Source organism: Peribacillus sp. NPDC076916 (assembly GCF_050269675.1).
GTDB lineage: Bacteria > Bacillota > Bacilli > Bacillales > DSM-1321 > Peribacillus > Peribacillus aracenensis.
In genome coordinates this window covers 663,289-677,392 of record NZ_JBNNIU010000003.1, presented here as the reverse complement: position 1 = coordinate 677,392, position 14,104 = coordinate 663,289, and the positions used below count along the sequence as shown (strand labels likewise).

Genomic DNA, 14,104 nt, shown 5'->3' with positions numbered 1-14,104 from the left:
CCTCCTGTTCTCCCATTTTTACAATCATTATATATCAAGATAGCGAAAAAAGCTTCAAGTCCGCAGACTTGAAGCTTTTTTTAGCTATCTTACTATTACGCGTGTTTTGCAATAAGTTCAGCAAGTGCTTCTTTAGGTTGGAAACCAACAACCTTATCAACCACTTCACCGTCTTTAAGGACGATTAATGTCGGGATGCTCATTACACCGAATTTTCCTGCTGTTTCTTGGTTTTCATCTACATCCACTTTTACGATTTTTGCTTTATCGCCAATTTCAGTATCAAGCTCTTGAAGAACTGGAGCGATCATTTTACAAGGTCCGCACCATGGAGCCCAAAAATCTACAAGAACAACACCTTCGCTAGTATCTGTTGTGAAAGTTTGGTCAGTTGCATTTACAATAGCCATATATATTTCCTCCTCAAATTTACTCAAATAACTAAAGACAGTATACCATTGTTGCTCGAATCGATGCTAATATTTTGCTTCAGTGGTAGGATGTCCAAAAAAAGAATAAATATGCAGGCCGAAGTCCTTTCCTCTTAGCCCAAAGAAAGGGGCAAGACATGTATCGGCTTATGCCAAATGCCTTGCCCCCTAATTTGTATTATTTTAAGCGTTAACTTTTAGTTTTTTGAATTCTTCCGTAAGTAATGGAACGACTTCGAAAAGGTCTCCGACAATTCCGTAATCAGCTACATTGAATATGTTAGCTTCCGGATCTTTATTGATGGCAACGATAACCTTGGAGTTGGACATACCCGCTAAATGCTGGATCGCACCGGAAATTCCGCAGGCGATATAAAGGTCAGGTGTTACGACTTTACCCGTTTGCCCGATTTGCAAAGAGTAATCGCAATAGTCCGCATCACATGCTCCGCGGGAAGCTCCTACCGCTCCGCCAAGAACTTGTGCAAGTTCCTTTAATGGTTCAAAACCATCTTCACTTTTCACGCCCCGTCCACCTGCGATGATTACTTTCGCTTCTGAAAGGTCGACCCCTTCACTAGCTTTTCTGACAACATCTTTAATGATTGTGCGTAAATCCTTAATGTCCACACTTAATGTAGAAACATCACCAGAGCGGGACTCATCTTTAGCTAATGGTTCGATATTGTTCGGACGGATTGTCGCGAAAATCACGCCATCCGTAACAATTTTCTTTTCAAATGCTTTACCAGAATATATCGGGCGGGTGAAAACGATATTTCCGCCTTCTTCTTCAATAAATGTAACGTCCGAGATCAAACCTGATTCAAGCTTTCCAGCCAATTTAGGTGCAAGGTCTTTTCCTAGGGCCGTATGTCCAAAGAAAATGCCTTCTGGCTTTTCCTGCTCGATGACGGCAAGCAAGCTTTGCGCATATCCATCTGAAGTATATTGTTTCAATTGGTCATTTTCCACTGCCACAACCCGGTCCGCGCCATACTGGATCAATTCATTCCCGAAATTTTGAACACTGTCACCAACTAAAACACCTACGATTTCCCCGCCATCTGCAGCAAGTTTAGCCGCACCGATAGCTTCAAATGATACATTTCTTAGTGAACCGTCACGAACTTCGCCCAATACAAGAAACTTTCTAGCCATTTATAAAAACCTCCTGTGCTCTATTTTTCATTTTTGTCGTGTGTATTGTTTTGAAAAGTACCGTTTAAGATTAAATCACTTTTGCTTCACTGCGTAATAATTGAACAAGTTCGCTAACTTGATCACTGATTTCTCCGTCCAATACTTTTCCAGCTTCTTTTTTAGCAGGAAGGTAAATTTCAATCGTTTTTGTTTTTGCCTCAACATCTTCTTCTTCCAAATCCAGGTCATCCAATTCCAATTCTTCAAGCGGTTTTTTCTTCGCTTTCATGATTCCTGGCAATGAAGGGTAACGCGGCTCATTAAGCCCTTGTTGAGCTGTCACCAACAATGGAAGGGATGCTTCGATCGTTTCGGAGTCCCCTTCGACATCACGGATAACGCTTACATTTCCATTTGCTATGTCCAGTTTAGTAATGGTTGTAATATAAGGAATTTCTAAAATTTCGGCAACGCGTGGCCCCACTTGACCAGAACCGCCATCGATTGCTACGTTTCCTGCAATGATTAAATCGGCATTTTTACCTTTTAAGTATTCACCTATAATTTTGGCAGTCGTGAATTGGTCGCCATTTTCTATGTCGTCTTCTATATTTATCAATACGGCTTTGTCAGCACCCATTGCCAGCGCTGTACGTAATTGCTTTTCAGCCTCTTCGGTTCCGACAGAAATAACCGTTACTTCGCCGCCTTGTGCATCACGTACCTGGATTGCTTCTTCAACCGCATACTCATCGTATGGATTAATGATGAATTCTGCTCCATCCTCATTAATTTTCCCATTGGATAGTGTAATTTTTTCTTCTGTATCAAATGTTCTTTTCAGCAGTACATAAATGTTCACGATAATACCTCCCGAATGATTTGAGTTTTGAAGATTATGAATTTTATTGATATATAGTATTGTTCTACAGATTTCATCAAAATCCTGCATAATATATAAAAATAGTTATTTATACGAAAATCATCATTTCCCTTTGAATACAGCTTCCCTTTTTTCAATGAAAGCGCTTATTCCTTCTTGTGCATCAGCGGTATCGAAAGCCTGGCCAAAGAGGGCGGCTTCCCTTTCCACACCTTTATGATAGGAATCATGCTTAGAATAATTTAATAACTCAATGGCCGACTTTAAAGCCAGCGGGCTTTTCTTGGCAATTTTATTGGCTAGTTCCTTTGCTTTTGGAATCAGTTCTTCATCCGTGAAGGCATGATTCGCCAATCCGCATTGCACAGCTTGCGTACCCGATATCGGTTCACTTGTAAACAGCATTTCAGCAGCCTTTGCCATGCCTACATAACGAGGAAGACGTTGGGTCCCGGCAAATCCAGGGATTAAGCCTAACTGCAGCTCAGGCAAACCAAGTTTAGCCCTTTCGGTGACCAATCGGATGTGACAGGCCATGGCCAGCTCCAATCCTCCGCCAAGCGCTGCTCCATGGATGGCTGCAATGACCGGTTTTGGAAAAGATTCGATTTTCTCAAATACAGATTGACCATTCTTGGTCAGCTTCTCGAAAGCTTTCCCGTTCTCCACTTCCGTAAACTCTTTAATGTCTGCTCCTGCAGAAAAGAACCTTCCTTCACCATGAAGAAGGACAACCCGTACGGCCTCGTCTTTCTCAATTTGATCGAAGGCCTGTGAAAGCTCTCCGATGATAGCAGAAGAAAGCGCATTTGCAGGTGCATGATCAATCGTTATAAAAGCCACATGATCTTCGACAGAAAGCTTAAGATATTCCATATCAATCCCTCCAGGCATGCTAGTCTAACTTTTTTGAAAATTCAATATGTATTCTTCCCGATAAAGGGGAAGCAGAATTAATCGATTCTTTCGAGGATGGCTAGCCATCCTCTATTTAAATATTTAACTTTTCAAGCCACAGCCGCCAATTAGCAGGCGGTGAACGTCTGGTGCAAGGTCAGGAAGAGAGTACTTTTGCTCATTCATGACCCAAGTCGTCACTGTTTCGTCAATCGTTCCAAAAATCATCTGCCTGGCAAGTAAATTATTTAAATCAGGCAGGAATTCGCCGTTCTCTTTTCCTTCAATAATGATCTGATCGATTAAATTTAAATATCCTCTTAACACATCATTAATTCTAAGGCGCAATTCTTTATTCGACTGTCTCAATTCCAATTGAGTGACAATTGCTAAATTCACGTCTTCTGAAAGGTTTTTAAAATGTTTTTGGATGAGCACACTCAGTTTATCCGAAGCAGTGGTCTTTCCTTTTATTTCTTCTTCGATCTGTTCCACGAATGAGCCCATCTTTTCATGGAATAATGATATTAGGATATCTTCTTTATTTTTAAAATATAGATATATGGTGCCATCCGCTACGCCTGCCTGCTTGGCGATTTTGGATACTTGGGCTTGATAGTAACCGTTTTGGGCAATTACGATAACGGCCGCTTCAATAATTTGATTATACTTTGGTCTGTTGCTTTTCACTGGATGTCCCCTTTCAGAAAATGAATGAATCATCATTCATATTTCTATCATAAAATGACGTCCCTTTACTGTCAAGCAAAAACTTCTAGGGTCCTGACATTCACTTCAGTTCATTGTACAGCCCCCATCCATAGGTTGTCCAGCCGTTCTGCAAAACACGGAGCTTTCTTCTGCTGCTCCGTTAAAAGGGGGTGCTAGTTTAAGCTTCTTTTCTTTCCTCGGATATTTTTTTCTTTTCTTCCTCGATAAGGACTCTTCTCAGGATCTTTCCTATCGTCGTTTTAGGAAGTTCATCCCTGAATTCATAGCTGCGCGGCACCTTATAGGAAGCCAGGTTCTTTCTGGCAAATTCATTCAATTCCTCTTCAGTGGCATTGGCATTTTTTTTCAGTACGACATAGGCCTTAACGGTCTCACCGCGATAGGGGTCAGGGATACCTGCCACAACCACTTCCTGTATGGCCTCATGCTCGTATAGCACCTCTTCCACCTCTCGTGGATATATATTGAATCCGCCTGCAATGATTGTATCCTTTTTCCTCTCGACCACATAAAAGAACCCCTGCTCATCCATGTAGCCCAGATCTCCTGTAAGCAGCCAGCCATTTCTAAAGGTGTTTTCCGTTTCCTCCGGACGGTTCCAATATCCTTTCATTACCTGTGGTCCTTTTATGGCAATTTCGCCTATTTCATTCGGGGGAAGCTCTTCAAAGGTTTCCAGGGACAGAATCACCGAGTCAGTATCTGGCCACGGCAGCCCAATGCTTCCTTTTACACGCGGCTGATCCCAGATGAAATTAGCATGGGTCACCGGTGAGGTTTCAGAAAGTCCATAGCCTTCAACAAGTTTCCCGCCGGTAATTTTCTCAAACTGCTCTTGAACCTCTATGGGCAATGATGCAGAACCGCTTATACAGGCATTGATGGAAGAAAGGTCATATTTAGCGATATCCGGATGGTTCAAGAGGCCGATATACATCGTGGGCGCTCCTGGAAACATGGTCGGTTTCTGTTTTTGGATGGTTTTAAGCGTCGCTAAAACATCGAACTTTGGCATGATGATCATGGTGTTTCCTTCCATGACGGAAAGAACCAAGACTGTAGTCATACCGTACACATGGAAGAAAGGCAGAATTGCAAGGATCCTTTCCTCACCTCGCTTATTTCTATAAAGCCATGCATTGCACATTTTCGTATTCGCAAGCATATTCTTATGGGTAAGCATGACCCCTTTGGGAAAGCCTGTTGTCCCACCAGTATATTGCAAAAGGGCAAGGTCATTATCCACATCGATCGGCACAGTGACTTCTTCGGTCATCTTTCGTTTCATGATTTCGGAAAATAAATGATGATTCCCTTCATGTTCCACATTGATAACAATGCCGTATTGCTTTTTTTGAATAAAAGGATAGATAAGATTTTTTGGAAAAGGTAAATATTCCTTGATAGCGGTTACAATTATATGTTCTATATCCGTTCTTGATGCCACTGCTGCAACACGGGGAAATAAAATATCCATCGCCAAAATTATTTTCGCTCCGGAATCTTTCATTTGATATTCTAATTCACGTTCAGTATAGGTTGGATTCGTTTGAACCACGACTCCGCCGGCCATCAATATCCCAAAAAAGCCTATGACACCCTGTGGGCAGTTAGGAAGCATGACGGCAACACGTTCCCCTTTTTGAAGACCGATACTTTTTAAATAGGCTGCAAACTTTACAGCAGATTCATGCACTTCCCGGAAAGTTAATTCTTTTCCCTGGAAATGAATCGATACTTTATCGGGGAATTCTTCGGCTGATTCCTTTAAAAAGGAATAAAGAGGTTTATCTTCGTAAGACAAAACAGCGGGTATCTGTTCCGGATAAATAGCTTGCCATGGCTTATTGCTCATTTGCCCCCTCCTTCTGAATATTCTCAATACTCTTTTCATTATAATACAATCGGGATTTTCTTACAATTGCAGAATTTCAGTGTAAAAAGACCCCCTGATGAGAAAAATGCCCTATACCCCACAGGGAATATTGGATGCAACACTTAAAAAGGGGAACAAAAAAAGGAGTGGTTCTACTCCTTAGTTTTAATTCTATACCAATACTTATATTTTTCTTCAAACCCCAACTTTCCGTACAAGCTTAGAGCGGGCGCGTTTGTTTTTATCACCTGAAGATAAGCATTTTTTGCTCCATTTTCTTTACCCCAATGCAATAAATTACGAATGAGGATGGCACCATTGCCTTGGTTTCGAAAATTTTCATGGGTTATGATATTGTACAGGCCTATGTATTCGTCTTCCAAAACGCCCAGTCCACATGCTGTCACGGTTCCACCCTCATCAGTCAACAACATAAAGCATTTTTTTTGAATGATATTCCCTAACATCTTTTTCAAAATGGTTTGATCATGATCATTCATTTTACTTAGTAGGCAGAAATCATGAAACCAGTGATCATGTAAATGATCATACTTTATGACATTGATTTCATTAAGTGATTCAGTTTCTGCCAAATTCAATACTTGGACACTCGTTGTTCCCTCCAGGACATACCCAGACTCTTCCAATACACTATCCAAGTTGTTGGGCTTTGACTGTGGAGTCATTTTGTATATTGCCTTACCATTCCTAGCAAAATATAATTGTTCACAATTCAATACTTTCTTTTTCACATTTTCATTCGATAAATAGATGGGAGCGATAGAATTCGCCCGTTTCATATATCCATCCGCAAATCGGATAACCCATCCGTCATAGATTTGGGTTTGCATGGCCGGTAAAGCATTCAGCGATAATTCTTCTATCTTTTGTATCAATTGGGACTGATCCATAATCCTCCTCCTCTTTTAGAAAAGTCTATTTGACCATTATTATTATACATGCCACCACCCACTCTTTTTAATTGAAATCAAATAAAAGAAGCGGCATCATGGCCGCTTCAGTTGAAGAATGTCATATAAATGATTCCAAACAGAAAAAAGATTCCGCAACAAACAATTAGGACTTTTGCTAGTTTCTCCACAGCTTACTCCCTCTCATGAAGGGCATTAAGAAATCCCTGCGCCGATGACAAAAGATAATGCGATTGAAATGATCATCGATAGGAATCCAACTGCCCGATTATCTTTTTGTATCTCTTCATCTATTTTAAATCGAGGAGTCATAAATTCAAAAATGAAATAACCGATCAACAGAAGGACAAATCCGTATACGCCCCAGCCAATCATGGTAAGAAGCGAATTCTGATGGAGGATGGACTGTTGAAATACATAGGCGATCCCAAATATTTTACCGCCAGTTGCCATCGCGACAGAAAGGTTTCCCTGTTTGATTTCCTCCCAGTTCTTGTACTTTGTGACAAGTTCAAAAATGGCTAAAAAAACAATCATGCACAGAATAACGACACTGTAACGAGCAGCTATATATACATATTCATTTTCCCACATGTTCTCCATGGTCCAACTCCCGAATGGTAACTAGCCACCCGGCTTGACTGAATGGCCGGAGTGACCGCTTTCCTTTATTTAAATTCCACCACCGTAACACCTGTTCCGCCTTCACCGGCTTCACCGAAGCGAATCCTTTTGACAGAGCGGTGATTTTTCAAGTATTCCTGGACCCCGGACCGAAGAGCACCCGTTCCTTTACCATGAATGATGGAGACACTCGAATAACCGGCCAAAAGAGCATCATCAATGTACTTTTCAACTCTTGATATTGCATTTTCAAAGCGTTCTCCACGGAGGTCAAGTTCGACGCTAACGTGATAATCGCGGCCTTTGATCGTGGTGAGGGGCTTTGTTTCTTTTACTTTTGTGGCCTTGATGAATTCCAGGTCAGACTCCTTCACCTTCATTTTCATGATGCCGATCTGAACCTGCCATTCATTATTTGAGACCTTCTCGATCAAGTGACCTTTTTGACCAAAGCTTACGACCTTAACTTCATCTCCAGGTTTCAAGCTTTTATCCAGCGGCCTTGCAGCTTTATTTGACGTTTTTTTCACTTTTGGCGCTGCTTCTTCAAGCCGCTTTTTAGCATCGATCAGTTCATGCTCTTTAACATCGGCATGCTTTTCAAGTCGCAGTTTACGTAAGTCGGCAATAATCGCTTCCGCTTCCTTTTGTGCATTTTCAACGATTGCCGCTGCCTCTTTTGCTGCCTTTTCAACCATCGCATCCCGTTCTTCATGGTATTCACCAATTTGCCTTTGAAGGTCTTTATGAAGAATTTCCGCCTGTTCCAGGTGATTCTTGGCTTCCTGTTCTTCTTCCTCGGCCTTTTTGCGGCTGTCTTCAAGGGACGCTATCATATTCTCAACTTTATTCGTATCCTCACCAATATGGCTGCGAGCGCTGCTTATCACGCTTTCTTCCAAACCAAGCCGTTTGGAAATTTCAAACGCATTACTCCTACCTGGTACACCGATCAAAAGTTTATAGGTGGGACTTAAGGTTTCCACATTAAATTCAACGCTTGCATTAATGACGCCTTCCCGATCATATCCATACGCTTTTAATTCCGGATAATGTGTCGTTGCAATCACACGTGCTCCGCGCTTATACACTTCATCCAAAATGGAAATGGCCAAAGCAGCACCTTCCTGTGGATCAGTTCCCGCTCCAAGCTCATCGAATAAAACAAGGCTGTCAAAATCGACATGCTTAAGGATATCGACAATATTGACCATATGCGAGGAGAATGTACTTAAGCTTTGTTCAATCGACTGTTCATCGCCAATATCGGCATAAACGGAGGAAAACACAGCCGTTTCGGAACCATCCAGCGCAGGGATTTGCAGACCGGACTGGGCCATTAACGTACAGAGGCCAATCGTTTTCAGGGTAACCGTCTTACCACCTGTATTCGGACCGGTGATGACGATTGTCGTAAATTCATCACCAAGAAAAATATCATTGGCCACGACAACATCACTCGGAATGAGCGGGTGTTTCGCTTTGAATAATTTCACGCGCCCCTCATCATTCAGAATCGGCTTGGATCCTTTTATCGCTTTTGCATACTTTGCCTTGGCTACAAGGAAATCGATATGGGCAAGCACTTTGACATTATGAAGCAATTCAGGAGTGTACGCACCGACTTTTTCCGATAGTTCGACCAATATCCGTTCTATTTCCTGCGTTTCCTTCACTCGGGTTTCCTGCAGGGCATTATTCAGCTGAACGATTGCTTGTGGTTCAATGAACAACGTCTGTCCTGATGAGGATTGATCATGGATGATTCCGCCATACACACTCCGGTATTCCTGTTTTACCGGGATGACGAAACGGTCATTCCGGATGGTGATGATGGCATCGGATAACATTGTTGATGCATTGGAAGAACGGATCATGCTTTCTAGTTTTTCCCTGACGCGGCTTTCGTTCGTCCGAATTTGGTTTCTTAGGGTGCGAAGCTTGTCGCTGGCAGAATCCATCACTTCGCCATGTTCGCTTACTGCATACGTAATTTCCTGCTGCAAATCTATCAATGGATGAAGGGAATCGATATATTCGGCCAAAAGCGGAACATCAATTTCCTGCTCTGCAAGTTCTTCAAAGAAACGGCTTAAGATCCTGCCGGCACGAATCGTACTCGCAAGTTCCATCAATTCCATCGGTGAGAGCATTCCGCCAATCTGTGCCCTTTTTGCATGCGGACGGATATCAAAGATCCCGCCCAATGGCAAGTTACCTTTCAACCGGACGATTTTGGCTGACTCATCCGTTTCTTCCTGCCATCTCGACACCTCTTCAAAATCCGTGGAAGGCATCAATTGCTCTGCCTTCTCTTTTCCTATGGATGAGGATGCGTGTGAAATTAATTGTTCTTTTATTTTATGAAATTCCAATGTCTTTAAAGCTTTATTATGCATGGAGTTAAAGCTCCTCCTTATTTATGGGCAAATAGTTAATCATTTCTCTTTAAAAACGCCAATAATCCGTCCGTATCCCTTGCATTAAGAACCGTTGATTCTTTAATCCAGCCTTTTTTGGCTGATGAAACCCCAACAGGCATATGTTCAAGCATGTCGATGCTGTGGGCATCCGTATTGATCACGATCGGAACGCCTGCTTCCTGTGCCTTGCGCAGATGGGGAGGTGCCAAATCCAATCGGTTCGGGTTCGCATTCAATTCCAAGGCAGTATTCGTTTCACGGGCCAGTTCGATCAGCATCTCTATATCAACATCATATCCGGTTCGTCTGCCGATGATCCTTCCCGTTGGATGGGCAATGATATCTACATGCGGATTATTCAAAGCCGTTTTTAATCGCTCCATGATCGTTTCCCGAGGCTGTGAAAAGCTTGAATGAATCGATGCAATCACCAAATCCATCTCTGCAAGCAGCTCATCGTCATAATCAAGGGTCCCATCAGGAAGTATATCCATTTCAATCCCTGAAAGAACGGTAAAGTCAGCGTATTTTTCATTTAGCTCATGGATGATACGTTTTTGTTCACGCAAACGTTCCGCGGTCAAGCCGTTCGCCACTTTCAGATATTGCGAATGATCAGTGATGGCCATATACCGATACCCTTTTGCACGGCATGCTTCAATCATTTCTTCAATCGTATGGGCACCATCACTCCATGTGGTATGCATATGCAGGTCACCTTTGATGGCCTCTAAAGATATGAGAGGTTCATTAGCATCATAATGCTCCACTTCCGTTCCGTCTTCACGCAGTTCTGGCGGAATGAAAGGAAGACCAAAATGATTATAAAATTGTTCTTCCGTTTCAAACGTCAATATATCACCGGTTTCAGCCACTTCCACCCCATATTCGCTGATTTTCTCGCCGCGATCTTTAGCAAGCTGGCGCATCCGCACATTGTGATCCTTCGAACCTGTAAAATGATGGAGTGTCGTGATGAATTCCTGATCCTTCACGATTCGGAAATCGACAGAAATATCATATTCATAATCAAGCACGACCGATACTTTTGTATCACCTGCTGCAATCACCTGCTTTATTCCCGTTAATGCAAGCAGTTGATCCTTAACTTCTTCGGGATGATCTGTCGAGATGATGAAATCGAGGTCCTTGATGGTTTCCCTCATACGCCGGATGCTGCCGGCCCTGGAAGAACGGATGATGTATTCCATGTTAGCAAGGGCCGTTTCAATATCATCCGCAATCGGCCTCATGAAGGCAAGGGGCAGCCGGTCGGGCCTTGAACCCGCCTCGGCAATTGCAGATAGGATCTTCTCTTCCGTCTTTTTGCCGAAACCGGCAAGCGCCGCGACCCTGCCTTCTTCACAGGCGATTTTAAGATCATTCACATCATTGACATGCAGCTCTTTATGAAGCTTGGCAATTTTCTTCCCGCCCAGACCTTGAAGCTGCAGAAGCGGAATCAATCCTTTTGGCACCTGCTCCTGCAGCTCTTCAAGCACGGTCGATTTCCCTTCATTCATATACTCTTCGATAACGGAGGCCGTTCCTTTCCCGATTCCATTTAAAGCGGTAAAATCCTCGATGGCCGAAAGGCTCCGGTCATCCGTTTCCAAGGCGCCCGCTGCCTTTCGGAAAGCTGAAACCTTGAACGGGTTCTCTCCTTTTAGTTCCATATATATTGCAATCTTTTCTAATAGTTTAATGATATCTTTTTTATTAATTGTCATATAATTCACCGCCAAAAAAATTAGTAGGGTGTCCATTGTTCACTTTCTTAAAGATACCTTTCTTGGAGGTAAAGTACAAGCAGTCAGGTTCTTAACTTTCGAATCAAATAGGGGGAAGTTACATCCTGCCACATAAAAAGGGGCCTCCCCCGTTCAAAGTATGGGAATCCAGGACTTTGAGAAAGGGAGACAGGCCCTCTTATACTGACATTAAGATTGTTTTACACCCTGAAACCAAAGTTCCTTCACTTGCTCGGAAAGGAACGGCGTATGTTTCACGATCGATTCTGCCAGAAATGAGCCAGTTAATGGTTTCTGGATGGAATCCATTGGCAGCATGGCAGCTATATATAATATAATAAACATGATAAGATAGACTTCGAGAAAACCCAATATCCCTCCACCCCAGCGATTCAGCTGCTTTAATATCGGTAGGTGGGTGATGAAATTGAGCATGGATCCTATCATTTGCCAAAGGATCTTGGCAGCAAAGAAAATGATAGCAAAGGCAATTGCATTGTAATACGCCGTATCAAGCCCGACTGTATCGAAAAACATATTAAGGGTCGAGGAATCACCCATCGTTGGGAACGGAATCCACAATTTCAAATTGGGAGCAAGATCTCCGTAAAATACATAAGCGACGATGAAGGCTACAATGAACCCTGTCATATGAACCGCTTGTAAAATGAAGCCACGCTTTAAACCGATTAATAAACCGATTAAAAGAATGGCCAGAATTGCTAAATCAAGCATGTACTCAGTCCTTCTCTCTCTTTAATTCCAGTTGAAGCTGGTCTAGTTCATCTTTTAATTTAATATATTCGTGGATGGTATTCACGGCCGTTAGCACCGCTAGCTTGCTTGTATCCAAGTATGGATTTTTCATCCTGATCTCTCTCATTTTTTCGTCAACCATCGAAGCGACCAGGCGCATATGACTTGCGCTTTCTGTGCCGACGATTGTATATGGTTGTCCGTATATATCAACTGTTGTTTTATTTCGTTTATCGTCTGACAAAATGATGCCCCCAATCTAAACAATCCTAATTCTATCATATCATGAAGTTTTTCGTCACGAAAGAGAGTACATCGTCATTTCTCGCATAAAAATTTCAATAATTTGTCAAACGAAAGCGGATTTAGGAAGAAGATCACCTAATAAACAAAATGAAGTTAGGAGCTAACCCATTATGTCCCATGTTGTTTTACTTATCAATCCTGAACAAATAAAAGCGATGAAGGCCCATTATTCTTCATCCTTGGCCGCCAAGCTGCCGCCGGGGAGCATCTTTTCCGCAAAACCGCCGCTATGTACGGTGACGGCCTATAAATCCGGTAAGGTCCTTTTTCAAGGTAAGAATGCCGAACTAGAAGCGGGAAAATGGCAAAAAGGAACCACTGCTGCGGCTCCAAAGAAAAAAACGGCATCCTCTGCATCGGTCAAGGCCCATCGATATTCGCCGCCTGCAAATATCGGAACCATGTCAGTGATCGGTTCCGATGAGGTCGGGACAGGAGACTATTTCGGCCCGATCACCGTCGTAGCCGTATATGCAAAAAAGGAGCAACTCTCACTATTGAAGGAGCTCGGTGTCCAGGATTCCAAAAATCTGAAAGATCCACAGATCATCGAAATTGCCAAACAGATTAAGGATGTAGTGCCCTTCAGCCTGCTCACATGCGACAACCCGAAATATAATGCGCTGCAGGCAAAGGGAATGTCACAAGGTAAAATGAAAGCACTCCTCCATAACCAAGCAATCAAGCATCTCATGCAAAAAATCCAGCCGGAACAAGCGGAAGCGGTCCTTATTGATCAATTCGCTCAACCAGAGGTATTTTTCAATTACCTCAAAGGCCAAGAACTATTCCAGGCTAATGCCACCTATCTATGTACAAAAGCGGAAGGCATTCATCTTGGAGTAGCAGCCGCATCCATCATTGCCCGATATGCATTCGTCAAACGCTTTGACTTGCTGAGTGAAAAAGCCGGATTCAAAATCCCTAAAGGTGCCGGATTTGCAGTCGATGAAGCAGCTGCAAGATTGATTCATGAAAAAGGAATCGATTCATTACACGAATTCACGAAAACCCACTTTGCCAACACAGAAAAAGCGAAGCGACTATTTCAACAGAAATATCATAAATAGAAGAAAGCGGCTGACCTTCCGGAACAGCCGCCTTTAACTTGTGAGTTTGTGACTCGTGAGTTTGCGCTGTTTACTCGGGAGTTTGTGCCATTTACTCGTGAGTTTGCGCTGTTTACTCGTGAGTTTGCGCTGTTTACTCGGGAGTTTGCGCAATTTACTCGTGAGTTTGCGCTGTTTACTCGTGAGTTTGCGCTGTTTACTCGTGAGTTTGCGCCATTTACTCGTGAGTTTGCGCTGTTTACTCGTGAGTTCACCCCATTTACTCGTAAAATCAAAATAG

General features: G+C 42.7%; 14 protein-coding genes. 1 reads left to right on the top strand and 13 read right to left on the bottom strand.

The window, feature by feature from the left end; genetic code table 11:
• Positions 1 to 95: 95 nt before the first annotated feature.
• From trxA to zapA, 12 genes are all read right to left on the bottom strand, one after another.
• Positions 96 to 410: a thioredoxin gene (gene trxA, locus ACQKFG_RS12850; protein WP_076364856.1), complete on the bottom strand. Its 315-nt coding sequence runs from the start codon at positions 408 to 410 to the stop codon at positions 96 to 98.
• A gap of 204 nt (positions 411 to 614) precedes the next feature.
• Positions 615 to 1,592: an electron transfer flavoprotein subunit alpha/FixB family protein gene (locus tag ACQKFG_RS12845; RefSeq protein WP_192205998.1), complete on the bottom strand. Its 978-nt coding sequence runs from the start codon at positions 1,590 to 1,592 to the stop codon at positions 615 to 617.
• A gap of 70 nt (positions 1,593 to 1,662) precedes the next feature.
• Positions 1,663 to 2,436 carry an electron transfer flavoprotein subunit beta/FixA family protein gene (locus tag ACQKFG_RS12840; protein WP_076364852.1) on the bottom strand — a complete coding sequence of 258 codons (774 nt, stop codon included), beginning with the start codon at positions 2,434 to 2,436 and terminating at the stop codon, positions 1,663 to 1,665.
• A gap of 123 nt (positions 2,437 to 2,559) precedes the next feature.
• Positions 2,560 to 3,333, bottom strand: coding sequence for an enoyl-CoA hydratase (locus ACQKFG_RS12835; RefSeq protein ID WP_353872305.1), 774 nt, complete (start codon positions 3,331 to 3,333; stop codon positions 2,560 to 2,562).
• Positions 3,334 to 3,456: 123 nt separating this feature from the next.
• Positions 3,457 to 4,044 (bottom strand): TetR/AcrR family transcriptional regulator, encoded by a 588-nt coding sequence (locus ACQKFG_RS12830; protein ID WP_192206000.1) that lies wholly within the window; start codon positions 4,042 to 4,044, stop codon positions 3,457 to 3,459.
• A gap of 199 nt (positions 4,045 to 4,243) precedes the next feature.
• A complete protein-coding gene (locus ACQKFG_RS12825) occupies positions 4,244 to 5,941 on the bottom strand; it encodes an AMP-binding protein (protein ID WP_427559426.1) in 1,698 nt (565 codons plus the stop codon).
• Positions 5,942 to 6,114: 173 nt separating this feature from the next.
• A complete protein-coding gene (locus ACQKFG_RS12820; protein ID WP_353872307.1) occupies positions 6,115 to 6,873 on the bottom strand; it encodes a GNAT family N-acetyltransferase in 759 nt (252 codons plus the stop codon).
• A gap of 216 nt (positions 6,874 to 7,089) precedes the next feature.
• Complete coding sequence (locus tag ACQKFG_RS12815) at positions 7,090 to 7,497, bottom strand: DUF350 domain-containing protein (protein WP_061464317.1); 408 nt, start codon at positions 7,495 to 7,497, stop codon at positions 7,090 to 7,092.
• A gap of 65 nt (positions 7,498 to 7,562) precedes the next feature.
• Positions 7,563 to 9,917, bottom strand: a complete 2,355-nt coding sequence (locus ACQKFG_RS12810) for an endonuclease MutS2 (protein WP_349727863.1) — start codon at positions 9,915 to 9,917, stop codon at positions 7,563 to 7,565.
• Positions 9,918 to 9,952: 35 nt separating this feature from the next.
• Positions 9,953 to 11,671: a DNA polymerase/3'-5' exonuclease PolX gene (gene polX / locus ACQKFG_RS12805; protein WP_427559421.1), complete on the bottom strand. Its 1,719-nt coding sequence runs from the start codon at positions 11,669 to 11,671 to the stop codon at positions 9,953 to 9,955.
• A gap of 210 nt (positions 11,672 to 11,881) precedes the next feature.
• Positions 11,882 to 12,427, bottom strand: coding sequence for a CvpA family protein (locus tag ACQKFG_RS12800; RefSeq protein ID WP_192206005.1), 546 nt, complete (start codon positions 12,425 to 12,427; stop codon positions 11,882 to 11,884).
• 4 nt (positions 12,428 to 12,431) lie between these two features.
• Positions 12,432 to 12,692 carry a cell division protein ZapA gene (zapA, locus tag ACQKFG_RS12795; protein WP_048678967.1) on the bottom strand — a complete coding sequence of 87 codons (261 nt, stop codon included), beginning with the start codon at positions 12,690 to 12,692 and terminating at the stop codon, positions 12,432 to 12,434.
• Between the two features lie 172 nt (positions 12,693 to 12,864).
• Here zapA and rnhC point away from each other — a divergent pair, with 172 nt between their 5' ends.
• Positions 12,865 to 13,824, top strand: a complete 960-nt coding sequence (gene rnhC / locus ACQKFG_RS12790; protein WP_192206006.1) for a ribonuclease HIII — start codon at positions 12,865 to 12,867, stop codon at positions 13,822 to 13,824.
• Here the strand turns inward: rnhC and ACQKFG_RS12785 are convergent.
• Positions 13,815 to 14,078, bottom strand: coding sequence for an alanine-zipper protein (locus tag ACQKFG_RS12785; RefSeq protein ID WP_427559721.1), 264 nt, complete (start codon positions 14,076 to 14,078; stop codon positions 13,815 to 13,817). The two genes, rnhC and ACQKFG_RS12785, sit on opposite strands and share 10 nt — an antisense overlap.
• Positions 14,079 to 14,104: the final 26 nt, after the last annotated feature.